At 58.1% G+C, this 17845-nt stretch carries 21 protein-coding genes and 1 riboswitch; of the genes, 6 read left to right on the top strand and 15 right to left on the bottom strand.

The genetic code is table 11. The features are described from left to right. Nucleotides 1–29 precede the first annotated feature (29 nt). Together rluF and SPL01S_RS02270 are read right to left on the bottom strand one after the other, a co-directional pair. Nucleotides 30–785 (bottom strand): 23S rRNA pseudouridine(2604) synthase RluF, encoded by a 756-nt coding sequence (gene rluF, locus SPL01S_RS02275; RefSeq protein WP_063197356.1) that lies wholly within the window; start codon nucleotides 783–785, stop codon nucleotides 30–32. A 21-nt stretch (nucleotides 786–806) separates the two neighbouring features. After that, nucleotides 807–1256, bottom strand: a complete 450-nt coding sequence (locus SPL01S_RS02270) for a winged helix-turn-helix transcriptional regulator (RefSeq protein WP_006327260.1) — start codon at nucleotides 1254–1256, stop codon at nucleotides 807–809. Nucleotides 1257–1350: 94 nt separating this feature from the next. Here SPL01S_RS02270 and SPL01S_RS02265 point away from each other — a divergent pair, with 94 nt between their 5' ends. Continuing rightward, on the top strand, nucleotides 1351–2592 hold the full coding sequence (locus SPL01S_RS02265) for an MFS transporter (RefSeq protein ID WP_063197354.1): 1242 nt from the start codon (nucleotides 1351–1353) through the stop codon (nucleotides 2590–2592). Here SPL01S_RS02265 and SPL01S_RS02260 read toward each other — a convergent pair. Beyond that, nucleotides 2569–3249: a class I SAM-dependent methyltransferase gene (locus SPL01S_RS02260; protein ID WP_063197352.1), complete on the bottom strand. Its 681-nt coding sequence runs from the start codon at nucleotides 3247–3249 to the stop codon at nucleotides 2569–2571. The genes SPL01S_RS02265 and SPL01S_RS02260 overlap by 24 nt on opposite strands. Nucleotides 3250–3695: 446 nt before the next feature. On the opposite strand from SPL01S_RS02260, the gene SPL01S_RS02250 reads away from it, so the two are divergent. After that, nucleotides 3696–4217 carry a hypothetical protein gene (locus SPL01S_RS02250; RefSeq protein ID WP_063197349.1) on the top strand — a complete coding sequence of 174 codons (522 nt, stop codon included), beginning with the start codon at nucleotides 3696–3698 and terminating at the stop codon, nucleotides 4215–4217. A gap of 12 nt (nucleotides 4218–4229) precedes the next feature. Then, the gene (locus SPL01S_RS25120; protein WP_147424915.1) at nucleotides 4230–4637 is read left to right on the top strand and encodes a putative T6SS immunity periplasmic lipoprotein; all 408 of its coding nucleotides are present in this window, start codon (nucleotides 4230–4232) and stop codon (nucleotides 4635–4637) included. Nucleotides 4638–4908: 271 nt separating this feature from the next. Here the strand turns inward: SPL01S_RS25120 and SPL01S_RS02245 are convergent, their stop codons facing one another. Continuing rightward, entirely contained in the window at nucleotides 4909–5334 is a 426-nt protein-coding gene (locus SPL01S_RS02245) for a GNAT family N-acetyltransferase (protein WP_006327257.1), read from the bottom strand. A gap of 68 nt (nucleotides 5335–5402) precedes the next feature. After that, nucleotides 5403–5494: riboswitch (TPP riboswitch) on the top strand. 36 nt (nucleotides 5495–5530) lie between these two features. On the opposite strand from SPL01S_RS02245, the gene thiM reads away from it, so the two are divergent. The 3 genes from thiM to SPL01S_RS02230 all read left to right on the top strand — a co-directional run bounded on the left by thiM (nucleotide 5531) and on the right by SPL01S_RS02230 (nucleotide 7667). Next, the gene (gene thiM / locus SPL01S_RS02240; RefSeq protein WP_006327256.1) at nucleotides 5531–6325 is read left to right on the top strand and encodes a hydroxyethylthiazole kinase; all 795 of its coding nucleotides are present in this window, start codon (nucleotides 5531–5533) and stop codon (nucleotides 6323–6325) included. After that, nucleotides 6322–7122, top strand: coding sequence for a bifunctional hydroxymethylpyrimidine kinase/phosphomethylpyrimidine kinase (gene thiD, locus SPL01S_RS02235; RefSeq protein ID WP_004951994.1), 801 nt, complete (start codon nucleotides 6322–6324; stop codon nucleotides 7120–7122). Before thiM ends, thiD begins: the two co-directional genes overlap by 4 nt. An 86-nt stretch (nucleotides 7123–7208) precedes the next feature. Further along, entirely contained in the window at nucleotides 7209–7667 is a 459-nt protein-coding gene (locus SPL01S_RS02230) for an inhibitor of vertebrate lysozyme family protein (protein ID WP_062868267.1), read from the top strand. Between the two features lie 46 nt (nucleotides 7668–7713). Here SPL01S_RS02230 and gutQ read toward each other — a convergent pair whose 3' ends face one another. The 11 genes from gutQ to SPL01S_RS02175 all read right to left on the bottom strand — a co-directional run bounded on the left by gutQ (nucleotide 7714) and on the right by SPL01S_RS02175 (nucleotide 17797). Then, nucleotides 7714–8685, bottom strand: a complete 972-nt coding sequence (gutQ, locus tag SPL01S_RS02225) for an arabinose-5-phosphate isomerase GutQ (RefSeq protein ID WP_004951990.1) — start codon at nucleotides 8683–8685, stop codon at nucleotides 7714–7716. Further along, complete coding sequence (gene srlR / locus SPL01S_RS02220) at nucleotides 8678–9451, bottom strand: glucitol operon DNA-binding transcriptional repressor SrlR (protein WP_004951988.1); 774 nt, start codon at nucleotides 9449–9451, stop codon at nucleotides 8678–8680. The genes gutQ and srlR overlap by 8 nt, the downstream gene beginning before the upstream one ends. A gap of 83 nt (nucleotides 9452–9534) precedes the next feature. Then, nucleotides 9535–9891: a transcriptional regulator GutM gene (gene gutM / locus SPL01S_RS02215; protein WP_063197346.1), complete on the bottom strand. Its 357-nt coding sequence runs from the start codon at nucleotides 9889–9891 to the stop codon at nucleotides 9535–9537. A gap of 45 nt (nucleotides 9892–9936) precedes the next feature. Beyond that, nucleotides 9937–10716 carry a sorbitol-6-phosphate dehydrogenase gene (gene srlD, locus SPL01S_RS02210; protein ID WP_063197344.1) on the bottom strand — a complete coding sequence of 260 codons (780 nt, stop codon included), beginning with the start codon at nucleotides 10714–10716 and terminating at the stop codon, nucleotides 9937–9939. A gap of 10 nt (nucleotides 10717–10726) precedes the next feature. After that, nucleotides 10727–11089, bottom strand: a complete 363-nt coding sequence (gene srlB, locus SPL01S_RS02205) for a PTS glucitol/sorbitol transporter subunit IIA (protein WP_004951982.1) — start codon at nucleotides 11087–11089, stop codon at nucleotides 10727–10729. Nucleotides 11090–11112: 23 nt separating this feature from the next. Beyond that, complete coding sequence (srlE, locus tag SPL01S_RS02200) at nucleotides 11113–12093, bottom strand: PTS glucitol/sorbitol transporter subunit IIB (protein WP_020439579.1); 981 nt, start codon at nucleotides 12091–12093, stop codon at nucleotides 11113–11115. A 15-nt stretch (nucleotides 12094–12108) separates the two neighbouring features. Next, entirely contained in the window at nucleotides 12109–12657 is a 549-nt protein-coding gene (gene srlA / locus SPL01S_RS02195; protein WP_004941528.1) for a PTS glucitol/sorbitol transporter subunit IIC, read from the bottom strand. Nucleotides 12658–12891: 234 nt separating this feature from the next. Beyond that, nucleotides 12892–13941 carry a class I fructose-bisphosphate aldolase gene (fbaB, locus tag SPL01S_RS02190; RefSeq protein WP_006318230.1) on the bottom strand — a complete coding sequence of 350 codons (1050 nt, stop codon included), beginning with the start codon at nucleotides 13939–13941 and terminating at the stop codon, nucleotides 12892–12894. Nucleotides 13942–14192: 251 nt separating this feature from the next. After that, on the bottom strand, nucleotides 14193–14879 hold the full coding sequence (locus tag SPL01S_RS02185; protein ID WP_006327242.1) for a GntR family transcriptional regulator: 687 nt from the start codon (nucleotides 14877–14879) through the stop codon (nucleotides 14193–14195). A 105-nt stretch (nucleotides 14880–14984) separates the two neighbouring features. Beyond that, nucleotides 14985–16460 (bottom strand): mannitol dehydrogenase family protein, encoded by a 1476-nt coding sequence (locus SPL01S_RS02180; protein WP_063197342.1) that lies wholly within the window; start codon nucleotides 16458–16460, stop codon nucleotides 14985–14987. Nucleotides 16461–16507: 47 nt separating this feature from the next. Further along, nucleotides 16508–17797, bottom strand: a complete 1290-nt coding sequence (locus SPL01S_RS02175; protein WP_006327239.1) for an MFS transporter — start codon at nucleotides 17795–17797, stop codon at nucleotides 16508–16510. Nucleotides 17798–17845 lie beyond the last annotated feature (48 nt).

Raw genomic sequence — 17845 nt, 5'->3', positions numbered from 1 at the left:
AGAACCTACATGACGAACAACGTGCGGGCCTATGGCAGCAATGCCGCAAGGCAAGGCTCTTCAGACGAAGAGTGCTCTATCAGCTTAAATAATTCGAGCCGTTCATCAGCGGTAAAATCTCGCCACTCGCCCAGCGCCAGCCCGGTGAGATCGACGTTCATGATGCGTACGCGCTCGAGTTTGGTGACTTCATAACCGAAATATTTGCACATGCGGCGGATCTGGCGGTTAAACCCCTGAACCAGCGTAATGCGAAACACCTGCGAGGCTTCTTTCTCTACCTGGCATGGATGGGTCACTTTACCCAATATCGGCACACCCGCTCCCATACCCTGAATAAACGCATCGGTCAGCGGCTTGTTTACGGTGACCAGGTACTCTTTTTCGTGATTATTGCCGGCGCGGAGGATCTTGTTGACCAGGTCACCCTGATTGGTCAGAAAAATCAGCCCCTGTGAGGCCTTATCCAGGCGGCCGATAGGGAAGGTGCGTTGGCTGTGGTTAACGAAATCGCCGATGTTATCCCGCTCGTGCTTGCCCATGCTGGTGAGGACGCCAACCGGCTTATTGAGCGCGATAAGCACCAGATCTTCCGCGTCACGCGGCGCGATCTGCTGACCGTTAACCTTCACCCTGTCCCCTGAAAATACCTGTGCGCCCACGGCGGCCAGCCTGTCGTTGATAAAAACGTTGCCCAGTTTGATGTGACGATCGGCATGGCGACGGGAACAGATGCCGCTGTCGCTAATGTATTTGTTAAGGCGAATGGATGATTGAGTCAGCATGGTTTCCCCGTAAAACGCGGACTATACATCACCGACCTTCACCACTCTAGTATTCAGCGGCGTAAGAGTCTGCCCGCCGTGGCCGGTCGGTGTCATGCGCGGAATAGGTTGGCCGCTGCCGCTTTCCACCAGATGCGAATGCGCTTCGCCCTGTGCAAACAGATGATCTTCCCCCCACTGGCGCAGGCCGACGATCACCGGGAACAGGGCGCGGCCCTTGTCGGTGAGAATATATTCCTGATAGGCGCTGCCGTCCGAGGCAGGCACGATCTCCAGTACCCCGTGCGCCACCAGCGTGCGCAGGCGGGTAGAGAGAATGTTCTTCGCCATCCCCAACCCCTTTTGAAACTCGCTGAAGCGGCGTATGCCGTCAAAGGCGTCGCGCACGATCAGCAGCGACCACCAATCGCCGATCACATCCAGCGTACGTGCCACCGGACACTGTGCATCTTCCAGGCTTTTACGTTTCATGGCTCAGTTCCCTTCATGATATCTGGTTGCATTATAAAACCTCTACGCGTAAAGTTCATTGGGTTTAATAATGAAACCACTTTAAGGGTGAACGATGAGTGACAAAACGCTGGATCCGATCTGTACGCCGCAAAGCCGCGCGCTCAGTCGGCTGCCCGTTTCGCTGGTGCTGCTGCTGGCCGGGGCCAGCGCTTTCAGCGTGGCTAACGTGTATTACGCCCAGCCGCTGCTGGATGCGATCGCTCATGATTTCAACATCAGCCTGGCGTCGGTGGGGATAGTGATCACCGCCACCCAGCTTGGCTGTGCGCTGGCTCTGTTGCTGGTGGTGCCGCTGGGGGATCTGATTAATCGCCACCGGCTGCTGGCGGTACAGCAATTGTTGTTGATGGCCGCGCTGTGCGTGGTGGGATGGGCGCACAGCAGCGCGCTATTGCTGGTTGGTATGCTGCTGGTGGGGTTGCTTGGCACCGCCATGACTCAGGGATTGATCGCCTTTGCCGCTACCCTGGCGGCACCGCATGAACGCGGGCGGGTGGTGGGCGCAGCACAAGGCGGGGTGGTGCTGGGCCTGTTGTTGGCGCGCACCTTGTCCGGTTCACTGGCGGATATCGGCGGCTGGCGGGCGGTCTATTTTTTCTCGGCGGCGGTGACGTTGCTCCTGCTGCCGGTGTTGTCGCGCCTGTTGCCAACGCCGCGCACGCCGCCGTCGACGCTCAGTTATCCGGCCTTGCTGCACTCGATGCTGGCTTTATTGCTGCGCGATCGCACGCTGCAAATTCGCGGCATGCTGGCGCTGCTGATGTTTGGCGCGTTCAGCATCTTCTGGAGCGCGCTGGTGCTGCCGCTCAGCCAGGCGCCGTTCAATTTTTCACATTCGGTGATTGGCGCCTTCGGTTTGGTCGGGGCGGTTGGCGCGCTGGCGGCGGTGCGTGCCGGGCATCTGGCGGATCGCGGGTTAGGGCAAGTGGCGAGCGGTGTCTGCCTGCTGTTGCTGGTGCTGGCCTGGCTGCCGCTCGGCATGCTGGGCTACGGTCTGGCGTGGCTGGTGGCTGGTATTGTGCTGCTCGATCTGGCCGGGCAGGCGATTCATGTGCTGAACCAGAGCATGATTTTTAGCGCGCACCCGCAGGCTCACAGCCGGTTGGTGGGCTGCTATATGCTGTTTTACGCGGTGGGCAGCGGGCTGGGTGCCTTTGCCGGCACCCACGTATACGCCGTGGCGGGCTGGCCCGGCGTGTGTTGGTTGGGGGCGGGCGTCAGCCTGGTCGCCTTGCTGTTCTGGTGGCTGACGCTGCGTGGCATGCCGGCCTCAGGCGCGGCGGTAGAGCAATGACAACCGGAAACCCAGTGCGTCGCACAGCAACTGCGGTGAGGTAAAACCGCTTTCCGTCAGCAGCAATCGGGCGCGCTGCGCCGCCAGCGGATGCCAGTTGCTGCGGGTGCGTTCAATCACCTCACGTGCGCCGTCGAGGGAATGCCCGGCGCTTTGCAGCCAATGCTGGTAGTGGCTGACCGGCAGGCCATCCGGCTGATAGTCGAACAGCAGCAGCGGCGCACCTGGCGACAACCGCGCGGCCAACTGTTGCAGGAAGGCCAGCTTGGCGCCGTCATCGGCAATAAAGTGCAGCACCAGCGAACAAACGGCGGCGTCGTGCAGCGTTTGCGGCGCCTGGTCCAACAGTTGCTGGTGGAAGGTGACCCGCGGTTCACAACCTGCCATTTCCGCCTTGGTGCGTGCAGCCGCCAGCATGCCGGCAGAAGGTTCTACGGCGCTGAAAAGCCATTGCGGGCCGATGCCCGCCAACGCAATCAGTTCGTTGCCGGTGCCGCAACCGGCCAGCAGCAGGCGGGCTTGCGGCGGTAACGCTTGTGCCAGGGTGGCGGTCAGCAGCGACTGGGCGAACTGATAGCCGGGCACCAGCGTCAAAATACGGCGATCGTAGTCTGCCGCTGCAGCGTCCGGGAAACGGGTATCCGTTTGATGTTGCATGTCCATTCCTTGAATAGCCTGTAAGAGGTAAACCGGAGGATAGTCTTTAACGCAAATGAAATCCATTCTCATTGTTGCGTTGGCGCAGGGCAGCGCTGAAAGGCCCTCTGCACAGGGTAGCTAACATCCCTGCGAGGCAGGATATCGTTTCGCAAGGGTTGTAGTCTGAGCCGTGCCAGAGGCCTGACGATGTCAGGCCTTTTCAGGTTTGGTTCACAGCGGGTGAGGTCATTCAGTTACGGGGGGATCAAAAAATACAGTCAAACGGCTTTGCCTGATCTTGAGAAGAAGATCAATAAAGTGATGGTAATAGTGACAACGAAGCAGGGGTTTTTTATGAATACGGGCATAATTCCTAAAAATGAATCTTCGGTTGAGTCTTTTGTACCCTGAATTTATCATTCACTTACTATGCTGATGTTTATGCTCCTAACAAAGGATTATTTATGGAAACGGAAAGTTCATTGCGTCTCTTAACTTTAGGCGAAAAAAACTTAGCTCAAACAGTCTTTGGTAGCTCAATTCAATGGAATAAAGTATGGGTTCATTGTGAAAGTTATCTTCCATTTGGTTTACAGGGAAAGTTTGTTGGAATGACACCTAACGGTGAAATGTATTTCAGAAAAGAAACGTACCTCAAGGATTTTTCTTCATCATCAAAATCTAATCAACATTTTTTTATGCATGAAATGACACATGTCTGGCAACATCAGCACGGAATGTGGGTAAGAACCAGAGGCGTTTTTAGCTGGGCGTCAACTTACAAATACACTATTGACGCAAATAAGAAATTAAGTAAATACAACATGGAGCAACAGGCTCAAATCATAGCCGATTATTTTTTACTGAAAAATTATGGTATAGAGGGTTTAAAAAGTGAAATTGGCCGGCAAGCTGGGTTTCAAGGGGCGGTGGATGGAAACACTTTTGCTCTATATAGAAAAATACTACCATCATCCATTTTATAAGGTAGCGAACTAATGAAAATTATAATCGTGTTTATTCTCGTTTTACTTATAACATCTTGCCACATGAATGATCCCCGACCAGAAAATCACAGAGCTAATGTAACTACAGTCGGAAGTCGTGTTTGCGTTATATCGCCAGGTTCTGAAGGAGAAAGTATATCTTCATTGAGTATTAGCGAGGTTGGTAGTGATCTGAACATGTTAAATAAAACCTTCACTACTGAAAATGCCCCAAGGTTATATCCAAATAAATGCGCGCCTAATTTTGGGTTTAAATTTGAATATGGTAAGGCATATGTATTTTCTATTAACTCAATACATATAAATGAAAATGATACCGTGAACAATGGCAGGAGTTATAGTGTGACGTTTTCTTTATGGATGGATAAAGGAGAATTAAAAGCGATAGATATTAACTAGTTTCTTAGAGAGTTATCCTTCGGCATAAATATTTTTGTAGAAGTAGGGGCATTTGCTTGTAAGCACACTCACTTTTTGAGATCTCCAGGATGAACTCAACAACACAATTTCAGTTTTCAGGCACTTGAGTCTGCCTACGTTGCAAACCTGCTAAATGCCGCATGTTGGGGTATGTCCTGCGCTCTACCCATGAAACAAAACCCGTATTTTATCGTCAACCTCAAGCCTGACGATGTCAGGCCTTTTCCAGTTCGGCTCACAGCGAGTGACGCTATTTTTTAGGCGAATGCAGCAGGTAGTATTCTTCGCCGCCGTCGTTGCCGGTGGTTATCTTTTGCCAGCCATGCTTATGGTAAAACGCCAGCGCCTTCTCGTTTTTCACCAGGCATTTCAGCGAGCCGGTGGCGGTAAAGGTTCGCTCCGCCGCTTGCAGCAGGGCCGTGCCGACGCCGCGTGGCGGGAGGTGAGGATCGACATACAGGTTGTGAATGAAGTTATCCTGGCGATAAATCGACACGAACCCCAGCAGTTTTCCCTGATCTTCCGCCACCCAGATATCCTCGCCCAGCGTCGAGCGGTCGAAATCCTCCAGCCGGTAATCTTCGGTATCGCGCCACGTGAACGCCGCCTTGCGCGCAGCCAGATAAAGGGTGCGCAAGAACGGGCGATCGGCTTCTCGGTAGGGTCTTGTTTGCATGGCAGCTCCTTTTTATTTTTTGACACTATAGCGCGATTGACCTCACCGGCGGCAACCCCAATAATGGCCTCCTTGACTCGGGGTGCCCCAAGGGGCTGAGATTTTACCCGTATTACCTGATCTGGATTATGCCAGCGTAGGGAAGTCTCGGTGCCCCAACCGGTACCCGCCTTCTTGAACGCCGGTTGGGAGGAATATGTTCGCTCGACCTGATGCTTTACCCGGCGCCCGCGCCGCGGCCTGTCTGACCCAATTCAAACAACAGCCCCCGCTGATTCACTGCCTGACCAACGAAGTGGTGCAGGAGCTGACGGCTAACGTATTGCTGGCGCTTGGCGCTTCCCCGGCGATGGTGGTGGAACCGACCGAAGCGGCGCAGTTCAGCCAGATGGCTAGTGCCCTGTTAATCAATATCGGTACTCTCAATGCCTCGCGTGCCGAATCCATGCTGGCGGCGGTAGAAGCTGCCAATTTGGCGGGAACGCCCTGGACGCTGGATCCGGTGGCAGTAGGCGGGTTGGCGTACCGCACCGCCTTTGCCCGTCGTTTGCTGGGCGAGAAGCCGGCGGCGATCCGTGGCAACGCGTCTGAAATTATGGCGCTGAGCGGCCGGCAGAGCGCCGGGCGCGGCGTAGACAGCACCGACGACTCGCTGGCGGCTTTGCCGGCGGCACGCGAACTGGCGCAGCTCAGCGGCGCGGTGGTGGCGGTAACCGGCGTGGTGGATTACATCACCGATGGCCGGCGCGACTGGGCGGTCGCCGGTGGCGATGCGCTGATGACGCGGGTGGTGGGCACCGGTTGCGCCCTGTCGGCGGTGGTGGCGGCATTTTGCAGCCTGCCGGGCGATCGGCTGGACAACGTCGCGACCGCTTGCCGGGTGATGTCGCTTTGCGGCGAGCGGGCTACGCACCGGGCTGCGGGGCCGGGCAGCTTTACCCCGGCGTTCCTCGACGCCTTGTATCAACTGCGTGCGGAGGAGCTGCAATGAAACGGATTAACGCTTTGACCATCGCCGGCACCGATCCGAGCGGCGGCGCCGGCATCCAGGCCGATCTGAAAGCTTTTTCTGCCTTGGGGGCTTACGGCACTTCCGTGATCACTGCGCTGGTGGCGCAAAATACCCGTGGCGTGCAGTCGGTATATAACATCGATCCGGCGTTCGTCGCCGCCCAGTTGGATTCGGTATTCAGCGACGTGCGCATCGACAGCGCCAAAATCGGCATGCTGGCCAACGCCGATATCGTGCAGGCAGTGGCCGAACGCCTGCGCCACTACCGGCCGCCGTTCGTGGTGCTGGATACGGTGATGCTGGCGAAAAGCGGCGATCCCCTGCTGGCGCCGGAGGCGGTAGAGTCTATCCGCCGCGAACTGCTGCCGCAGGTGTCGATCATCACGCCGAACCTGCCGGAGGCGGCGGCTCTGTTGGCGTGCGCCCCGGCGGAAAATGAGCACCAGATGCGCGAACAGGGCCGGGCGTTGCTGGCCATGGGTTGCCAGGCGGTGCTGATGAAGGGTGGCCACCTCAGCGAAAACGAAAGCCCGGACTGGTTGTTCAGCGCGGAGCAGGAACTGCGCTTCAGTGCACCGCGCGTAGCGACTCGTCATACGCACGGCACCGGCTGCACGCTCTCCGCCGCGTTGGCTGCGCTGCGCCCGCGTCATGAAGACTGGGCCGGCACGGTCGCCGCCGCCAAGGACTATCTACAAAAGGCATTGCAGCAGGCGGATACCTTGGAAGTGGGGCACGGCATCGGGCCGGTGCATCATTTTCACGCGTGGTGGTGATTCAACTTTTTGCCGTTGTTGTGGTCAGACTGGATCCATGCCCGGCGCTCGCCGGGTACGATCGGATTTAACCAAGGGAGAAGGCCATGACAGGACAAAACGCACTTCGCTGCGCCATCTTCGGCGCGTTACTCAGTCTCAGTGCGGGCAGCGTTGCCCAGCAGATTGTTACCACCTCGGACGTGATCCAGCAGCCGGGCTATCAAACCAGCTGGCAGAACATGGTGAAGGGGCAGGCTCGCCTGCCGGGCTGGGCGCGTAAGGGGATGGGCACTTCCACTCCGGCGCAAAGCCTGAGCTGGAAGGGGCAGAACTATCTGGTAGGCAATCTGTGCAAGCCGCACGACTGCGCCAACAACTTTTTGATCGTGGCGTTTAAAGAAGACAAATCCCAGGCCTGGGGCGTGCGGGTAGAAGTCGCCGACAAACCGGAAGCGATCGATCATCCAAAGAAATACGCCAAATACCAATGGCTGGGCAAGCCGGACGAAGACATGAAGGCGCTGCTGAAAAAACAGTTCGAGAGCAATCCCGACTGGAAATAAAACGACCTGGGGCGCAGTTCATTGCCTGCGCCCTGAGGCCACGCACTCAGCCAATGCCGGCCTGATGCAGATCGTGCAGGTTGATGGCGCCCACCAGCACGCCATCCAGATTGACCACCGGCGCGGCGCTGATGTGCTGTTCGTGCAAGGCTTCCAGCGCTTCTCCGGCGCGCCACTGTTCCGGCAAGCGGTAGCCGGGGCGGGTAATCGCCTGGCCCAACGCATCCTGCAGGCTATGGCCTTTCACCAACCAGCGGCGCAGGTCGCCGTCGGTAAACACCCCCACCACTTTTTGCTGCGCATCGCACACCGGCACCAACCCCAGCCCGGTGCGGCTCAGTTCCAGCATCGCTTCCATTACGTTGGCGTTTTCACTGACCTGCGGCAGGCGATCGCCGGTGCGCATCAGGTGGTGTACCCGGTTCAACAGGCGCGCGCCCAGGCTGCCGCCCGGATGGGAGCGTGCAAAGTCTTCGGCGTTGAACCCGCGTTGGCGCATCAATGCCATTGCCAGCGCGTCGCCCATCATCAGCGTATTGACCGCGCTGGAAGTGGGGGCCAGCCCCATCGGGCAGGCCTCACGTTCGACGCTGATGTCCAGCACGCAGGCGGCGGCCAGCGCCAGCGGCGACTCTTTGCCGCCGGTAATGGCGATCACCGGAATGTTATTTTCCGCCAGCAGCGGCAGGATCAAATCCAGCTCCTTGGCGCGGCCGGAATAGGAGATAAATACCACCACGTCGTCGGCGCCGATCATGCCGAGATCGCCGTGCAGCGCCTCCGCAGGATGGACGAAGAACGACGGCGTGCCGGTGCTGGCCAGCGAGGCGGCAATTTTTTTGCCGATATGGCCGGATTTGCCGATGCCGGAAATCACCGCCTTGCCCCGGCAGTTCAACAGCAGTTCGCAGGCGCAGACGAAATTGTCGTCCAGGCGCGCCAGCAGGCGCTGAGCTTCGGTCAGCTCAATTTCCAGCGTTTCGCGGGCAAAGGCCAGCAGGGCAGTAGCGTTACTCATCGGAATCTCCTACCAGAATGATATTGATGCCTTTCGCTTGCAGCGCGGCGAGGTAATCCGGATTGATGTTTTTATCGGTGATCAGCGTATCCACGGCGCTCAGGTCGCACACCACGTTCGGGCTTTTACGGCCGAATTTCGACGAATCCACCAGCAGGATAATGCGGCTGGCGGCCTCGCACATCGCCTTGCTGACGTTATGCACCTCGTTAAAGGTGGTGACGCCGGCGTTGAGATCGACCCCGTCCGCGCCAATAAACAATTTGTCGAAGCTGAACTTCTGGAACGCCGATTCCGCCAGGCTACCGTGGAACGAGGCCGATTTTTTGCGGTAGGTGCCGCCGGGCATCAGGATGGTTTGGTCGTTGTCCAGCTCCACCAGCGCGTTGACGATATGCAGGCTGTTGGTCATCACAGTGATGTTATTGAACTGCGCCAGATGCGGGACCATTTGCAGCACCGTGCTGCCGGCATCGAAAATCAACGAGTCGCCGTCGTTAATCAGCTTGATGGCGGCGTAAGCGATTTGGCGTTTCTTTTCGCTGTTGATATGGGTTTTACGGTCGATCGGCTGGTCGCCGTCGTCGCGGCTGAGCACCACGCCGCCGTAAGTGCGGATCACCTCGCCTTCGTCTTCCAGCAGGGTGAGATCCTTGCGGATGGTGGTGCCGGTAGTGGAAAAATGCTCGGCCAGGGCGTCCACTGCCGTTTTGCCATGCCGCTGCAGATATTCAAGGATAGCGGCCTGCCGCTGCTTTGGTTTCATCGCGATTCCCGTTCACAAGGGGTGGGCATTTCCCTTCAGCGAATAATTCAATATGAAAGGTAATGTCTTTTAATGTGAAAATATCATGATTTAGGGGCAATCGCTAACGATAGTGCAGTCCGGCATGCGCGATCCTCGGGGAAGATCACATCCGGGCGCAAATCCTGTTGATGCAGGCCGTGCAAATGCGTGAGCGGCTGCGGGCGGGCGAAGATGGTCAGGCCGCGCATCAGCAGGCTACCGCACACTCGCCGCTCGGCATCGAAAGCCAGCGCCAGCACGACCCGGGGTTGAAAACGGCCGCCGGAGCGCCCGACGCCGACGGTGCCCTGCCGGCACAGGCGATCGAAGGCGCGGTTGAAATGGCGGATTTGCCACCCGCCAAGGCCGATTTGCAGCAGCCAGGCCAGTACGGCGAAGATAACCAATGCTTGAGTCATAATGCCTCCTTAATCCCCCTCCGGGTGGAGGGGGAGGCGATCACATCAGAACATCACCTGGCCGCCGGTGATGTTAATCGACTGGCCGGTACAGTAAGACGCCTTGTCGCTGGCGTAAAACAGCAGGGTGTTCAGCACGTCCTGATAGTCGCAGCCGCGTTTCAACGGCACCTTGTCGGTGTAATATTTTTCGACCTGATCCGGCTCGATCCCCAGCTTTTGCGCGTATTGCGGCAGCAGCGACTGGAACATCGGCGACTTCAGCAGGTTGCCGAGCATCAGTGAATGCACGGTAATGCCGTATTCCGCCAGATCGAGCGCCAGCGACTGGGTCAGCCCCACGCCGCCGAACTTGGCCGCGCTGTAACCGGAGTTGTGCTTGCTGCCCACCTTGCCGGATTTGGAGTTGATCTGGATGATACGGCCGGCCACGCCGTCGCGGATCATCAGGCGGGAAAACTCGCGGGCGCACAGAAAATAGCCGACAAGATTGACCTGCAACGAGCGGTCAAAATCCCCCAGCAGGAAATCGGTGATCGGCGCCGCCTTGGCGATACCGGCGCTGTAAACCAGCAGATTGGCCTGGCCGAACGCCTGATCCACCGCCGCCGCCAGCGCAATGACGCTCTGCTCGTCGGTGGCGTCGGCCTGGAAAGCCTGGGCGCGGCCCGCACCGAACTCATGGTTAATCTGTTGCGCCACCTGCCGGGCATTGTTGGCGTTCAAATCGGCCACCGCGACCCGGTAACCCGCCTGCGCCAGGCCATGAGATAAAAACGCACCTAAGGTTTGGCCGCCGCCAATCACTACCGCTACTTCAGACATGGTCTACTCCTTATGCAATAAATTTCAGCGTGCTGCCTAACGGGATATCAGCCGGCGTGGCGCCGGAAACGTGGATCGAACCCGGAAACTCGGCCTGGGTTACGCCGTCGAAGCGTACGGTGACATGACCCAGCTCGCGTAGGTTTTGCGTCGCGACGCTGCCGACGGCGGTGATCGGATAACGCTGCTCCGCCAGCTCCATCCAGCCGCCAACCTGCAATTCGCCGGCGGTGTCGCCGTGCCGATGGATAAAGCAAAACTCTTCGATGTCCGCCGGCGCGCCTTCGCGGAAGGTGATCAGCATGTCATCCTGCAATGCCTCACGGGCGCTGCCGCCAATCTGCGTAATGGTGGTGTGGAAAATGGTGTGCATGATCTTTTCCCTGCAAAACAGTGTCATTGATAGATGAAGGCCGAAGCGGCCCAGGCGATCAGTACCGTTGGCGCACCGGTCAGGAAACGCCCGACCAGTACCGACGGCACGCCGACCCGCACGGTGTCCTGTTTGGCCTCCGCCAGCGACAGGCCGACCGGAATAAAGTCGCAGGCAGCCTGCGCGTTAATCGCAAACAGCGCAGGCAGCGCCAGCTGCGGCGGAATATGCCCGAGACCGATCTGCACCCCGACCAGCACGCCAATCACCTGGGCGATCACCGCGCCGGGGCCGAGGAAGGGCGACAACAGCGGGAAGGAACAGATCAGCGCCAGCGTCACCAGGCCGATTGGGCTGCTGGCCAGCGGCGTCAGGCCGTGGGCGATAAAATCACCCAGACCCGAGGCCATGATGATGCCGATCAACGCCGAGACGAACGCCATAAACGGCAGGATGGTTTTCAGCACCGTGTCGATGGTGTCGCGCCCGGCCTGGAAGAACACCGCCACCACCGAACCCATGCCCATACCGACCTTGGCCAGCAGGCCGTCGCTCTGTTCGGTGATTTTTTTGCTGGTGTCGTAATCCCGCCCTTTGGGCTGCGGGGCGGGGGCCTTTTGCGCAGTATCGGTTGCCGACGCCACCAGGCTGATGTTGTTGTCGCGTACGCCGGAGACGTAAATGTCCTCGAGGATAAACTGCGCCAGCGGGCCGGACTGGCCGGTGGCGTGGATATTGACCGTCGGGATGCGGCGCTTCGGATATAACCCGCAGCGCAGGGTGCCGCCGCAGTCGATCACCATCACGCCAATCTCTTCCGCCGGCGGTTCGCCCTCTTTAAAGCCGTCGACTGCCGGCCAGCCGGTCAGCTCGCTGAGCCGATCGACGATCGAAGGGCGGGTGCCGGCGGTGATGTACACCACTTTCTTGCCGGGTTCGACAGCAATTTCCAATGGGCCACCCCAGCCGCTGGCGCCTTTCTCAATACGGATATAAGCACTCATGCTGCACTCCACGGATTAAAGTTGCACCTGGCGATCCAGGCGGATGCCCATCTTGCGTTCGAACAGACTGGTGGTGAGGTCGGTTACCCAGCCACGGAAGAAGTTGGTGAACAGCCCGACCAGGAAATAGCTCACCGCCAATGGCCCCAGCGGCAGGCCGAGAGTCGTCAGCCCGCTGGCGATACCGAGGTAAACGAACAGCTCGCCGGGGTTGATGTGCGGAAACAGGCCGTTCATCGAGTGGCAGCTGTAGGACGCCGCCGCATAGTAGCTGGGCTTGTATTTCTCCGGCATAAAGCGCCCGAGACTGAGGGTCATCGGGTTACAGAAAACAAAGGTACCGATCAGCGGCAGCAGCAGATAGCGTGATACCGGGTTGCCCGCGCAGCGCTGCGCCAATCGTTCGATACGTTCCTGGCCTACAAATTTGATCAGCGCATTCATGATAACCAACAGGCTGATTAACAAAGGTAAAATGCCGGTCACCATGCCGACAAACACTTCACCACCTTTCTGAAACAGGCCGATAAACCACTCGGCGCCGTGGGTGATTAGCTCAATCATTATTGCTCTCCTGTGATGGACGGTATGGCCTGGAGCGAAAAGCGGCTCTGTCGCCATGGGCCTTACACTAGTCACTTTATGGATTCATTTGTTTTAAATAGATCACATTTTGAAAGATAAATATTTTATTGTGAAAGTTAATTATGAAAGAAAAATAAGGATAAAACGAAAGGATTGGCGGAAGACAGGCACAAAAAAGCCCGGCGTACCGGGCTGTGGGGACAGGGAAAGGGATCAGGCGATGGTGACTTTTTTGTCCAGATAGGTGTCCTGCACGGCGTTGATCAGCGCCACGCCTTCTTTCATCGATTTCTTGAACGCCTTGCGCCCCAGGATCAGGCCCATGCCGCCTGCACGCTTGTTGATGACTGCGGTGCGCACCGATTCCTGCAGGTCGTTTTCACCGGCGGCGCCGCCGGAGTTGATCAAGCCCGCGCGGCCCATATAGCAGTTGGCCAACTGGTAACGCACCAGATCTATCGGGTGATCGGTGGTCAGCTTGTTGTAGACGCGGTCATCGGTGTAGCCGAATTTTACTGCGCGGTAGCCGCCGTTGTTTTCCGCCATTTTTTGCTTGACGATATCGGCGCCGATGGTGGCGGCAATATGGTTGGCCTGGCCGGTGAGATCGGCGCTGGAATGATAATCCACGCCGTCTTTGGTGAACGCCGGGTTACGCAGATAGGCCCAGAGTACGGTGACCATGCCCAGCTCGTGCGCACGTTCGAAGGCGGCAGAGATCTCCTCGATCTGGCGGCGAGATTGCTCGGAGCCGAAGTAAATCGTTGCGCCGACCGCGACCGCCCCCATATTGAAAGCCTGCTCGACGCTGGCGTACAGCGTCTGGTCGTATTGCGTCGGATAGCTCAGGGTCTCGTTATGGTTCAGTTTGACCAGGAACGGAATTTTGTGGGCATAGCGGCGTGATACCGACGCCAGCACCCCGTAGGTGGAGGCGACGCAGTTACAGCCGGCTTCGATTGCCAGTTCGACGATGTTTTTCGGATCAAAATACAAGGGGTTGGCGGCGAAAGAAGCGCCGGCCGAGTGTTCAATGCCCTGATCGACCGGCAGAATCGACAGGTAACCGGTGCCGGCCAGGCGGCCATGGTTGAGCAGGGTTTGCATGGAACGAAGGACGGTATTGGGACGGTTGTTATCGATCATTATCCGGTCGACAAAGTCGGCGCCCGGCAGGTACAGATTCTCAGCAGGGATGGTGGTACAGCGGTGTTGCAACAGGTCTTCCGCTTCCTTTCCTAACAACTGCGCGATATCAGTCATGATTAACTCCCGATTTAGCTCCCTCATACACCGGCAATGCCATCCCCGTGGTTTTTCAAGCCCTGGCTGCAACTTGAAAGCCATAGGGGATATTGGGTCACCGGCCTAGCAGAAAGCGGTGATTAAAGCTGAAAAAACGAGACTACTGAATTTCCTTTGGCAAGGAGAAACAATAGATGCGATTGAGAGGAAATTCCATTTGCAGGGGAAAATACGCGAGGGCGATCGCCCCCGGCGCGGTAACTGGCTGATTACTCGATATCGAACCACTCGGTGTTTTGCAGGGCGATCGGCGTAATAGAGTAGATCATCTCCTGCAGGTGCTCATGGATGGCGCGTTCGGCGGCGTCCGCATCCTGCGCCTTGAGCGCGGCAAAGATCCGATAATGCTGCTGGATCAGGCTTTCCGGCGGCGACACCTCGCTCAGGCTGAGAAAACGCACCCGGTCCATGGTGGCCTTGATGGTTTCGATGGTTTCCCAGGCCAGGGGGCAGTCGGCGAACTGGGTCAGCAACTGGTGGAACTCATCGTCCAGCGCCAAAAACTCGCGCGTCTGTTGGTTTTGCGCCGCCAGTTCCTGGCGATGCAAATTGTGCTCCAGCGTCATCAGCTGTTCCGGCGTGATCCGCTGCGCCACGCGGCGGACGATCGCGCATTCCACCGCCTGGCGGATAAAGCGCCCGTCGGCCACCCGCTTGGCGGAAATCTTCATCACGAAAGTGCCGCGCTGCGGCAGTATCTGCACCAACCCGGCCTCCGCCAGTTTGATGAAAGCTTCGCGCACCGGTTGGCGCGAAACGCTAAAACGGGTGGAAATCTCTTTCTCGGAAAGCAGCGTGCCGGGCGGAATGGTGCAGTCGACAATGTCTTTACGCAGGAAACGGTAAATTTGCTGGTTGACCGGAAGGGTGTTGGTGAGGCTGTAGGATTCAGACATGGCGACAATCAGTGACCCGACTTGCTGTGAATGCCACCATACTAGCAGATTATCTTAGGGCTGCGGGCGGTAAATCCCGCCGCAGCTTGATGAATTTCAATCGATCTAACAACTAACCGCTAATCCGGCGACGGCGGCTTTTGCTCCCTTAGCCAACAGCGCCAGATAAGCCTGAGTCACTGCGCCGACGAAGTCTGGGCTGTCCGGCAGGTCATGGCCAAAGATCTTTTCCAACTGGAGCAGCGCAAGCACGCGCTGTGGGCCTTCCTCGCTGCCCGCCACCAAATCGGCAATAGGTTCACGCAAGGGATCGCTGATTTCTATTGGCCGGCCCTGCTCATCCTGGCCGCCGACGTAGCGCATCCAACCGGCCACGGCCAATGCCAGGGCGTCAAAACGGCTGCCGTGCGCCAGATGGTGGCGAATGGGATCCAGCAGGCGCTGCGGCAATTTTTGCGTGCCGTCCATGGCGATCTGCCCGGTGCGGTGTTTCAACGCGCTGTTACGGTAGCGCTGCAACAGCGAGTCGGCGTAATGCGCCAAATCGACACCGCTTACCTGCAACGTCGGCGCTTGCTCCGCCAACATTAAATGGCGCGCTGCGCGGACAAAATCCTCATCTTGCATGCAGTCGCTGACGTGCGGATAACCGGCCAGATAGCCGAGATAGGCAAGGAACGAGTGGCTGCCGTTCAGCATCCGCAACTTCATTTCCTCGTACGGCAGCACGTCGCTGACCAGTTCGGCGCCCGCTAGCTCCCACTCTGGCCGCCCCTGCGGGAAGTCGTCTTCAATCACCCATTGGCGGAAGGGTTCACAGGCCACGCCGACCGCATCGCTCACGCCGCCCAGCAACGCCTGCAACTGGCGTTGGGTTTCCGGCGTCACTGCCGGGACAATGCGGTCTACCATGGTGGAAGGAAAGCGGACATTTTGCCGCACCCAGTCGGCCAACCCGGCATCCTGCCGCTGCGCCAGTTGAGTGACGACGTTGCGGGTTACCTGGCCGTTGGCCGGCATGTTGTCGCAGGACATCACGCTAAACGCCGGCAGGCCGCGCTCCCGGCGCAGGCACAGCGCAGCCAGGATCAGCCCCGGCGCGGACCGCGGCCGCAGCGGGTTGGCGATGTCGTGTTGAATGTCCGGGTGATCGAGCATCAACTGGCCGTTGGCAGGTTGATAGCAGTAGCCTTTCTCGCTGACGGTCAATGAAACTATGGCAATCTCTGGCTGCGTCATGGCGTCGAGTACCGTTGCCAACCCGTCGACCTGCAGGTGCAGCGCTTGCCTGATCACGCCGATCGTGCGGCCGCGCCAGCCGTCGCCGTCCATTTCGGCCACCGTATACAGCAAATCCTGCTGTTGCAGATCGGCGATTTTTTGCTGGCCGTTATGCATGCTGATCACGCAGTAGCCCCAGTCGCCGGCGTGCTCGTTGGCCAACTGCTCGGCATACACGGCCTGATGTGCGCGGAAAAAGGCGCCAAAGCCGAGGTGGACAATGCGGGGTTTTATGCGTTCACGGGCGTAACCTGGCCGGGCAATTGCCGCCGGTAGCGCGCTGTTGCTGGAAAGTGTCATGCTGAAATCCCTGAAAGAGCGGGGCGACGTTGGCCGCCCCAAAGGGGTTAGTGTTTCGAGATCTGCGGTTGTGCGGCATTGCGCGGTGCCTTGATCACCAACAACACCAGCACGGCGCCGAGTGCGGCCACGCCGCCGGCCAGGATAAAGGCGCTGTCGAACTTGCCGGTGTTCTGCACGATATAACCGGTCACTACCGGGCCAATGATCCCCGACACGCTGCCGATCATATGAACGAAGCCGCTGGCGCCGCCGACCCGCGATTTATGCACCACGTCCTGAATGATCGCCCAATAAATGGCCCCGGTGATATACAAGAAGAAGATAGAGACCGACATCAGCATGACCGCCGGCACCACGCTGCTGACGGTGCCCGCCAATGCGACGCAAATGGCCGCCGCCAACAGGCTGGTCACCAGGACGATCTTGCGTGACAGCAGCAGCTTGCCGGTGATATTGAAAATCTTGTCGGAGATATAGCCGCCGAGCGCCAGCCCAACGAAGCCGACAATCCACGGAATCATGGTGGTGAGGCTCATTTCCTTGATGTTCAGGTTGTGCGCCTGCACCAGATACGCCGGGAACCAGCTCAGGAAGAAGAACAGGATATAGTTGTAGCAGAAGAAGGCGAACGCGGTGACCAGGATGATCGGCTGCTTCAGGTAGTAGCCTAGCCCATGCGCGGCGTCGCTCAGCTCTTCTTCTTCGCTGATTTTTTCCTCTTTCAGCTTGTTGATCAGTGCCCGTTCGTTTTCGCTGACGTGCTTGCTCTTGGCCGGGTTATCCGCCACCACGAAGAACCACACCAGCATCCAGACGATGCCGATCGAGCAGATGATCATAAATGCCATCCGCCAGCCGAACGCCAGCGCCAGATAGCCGACGATCGGCCCGGCTACCGCGCCGCCCAAAGGCGAACCGGCGCTGAGCAGGCCCATGGCGGTAGCCGCCTGTTTCTTCGGGAACCAGCCGTTGATCATTTTGTTGGCGGAAGAGCTGATCGGCCCTTCGGCCATGCCGAACAGGATGCGCAGGATCAGCATGGAATAGAAGCCGGTGGCGAATGCCGTCATGCCGCAGAAGATTGACCATAAGGCCACGGCGATGCCGAGCACCAGCGTCGGGCCGTACCTGTCGACCGCCAGCCCGCCGATAAAGTTGAAGATGGCGTAGCCGAAGAAGAAGCTGCCGAAGATGAGGCCGAACTGCTCGGCGTTCAGCATCAGATCTTTTTCGATCATCGGTACGGTAATCGACAGCGCGACGCGGTCGAGGTAGTTGATCATAAAGACCATGAACAGCAGGAATACTATGGTCCAACGCAGGTTTTTAAACATAAAAGCACTCCATATATTTCTAGTTTTGATGCTTTGTTCTCTGCAAGG

The sequence above is a fragment of the Serratia plymuthica NBRC 102599 genome (assembly GCF_001590925.1).
Classification (GTDB): domain Bacteria; phylum Pseudomonadota; class Gammaproteobacteria; order Enterobacterales; family Enterobacteriaceae; genus Serratia; species Serratia plymuthica.
This window is presented reverse-complemented; position numbering and strand designations above follow the sequence as displayed.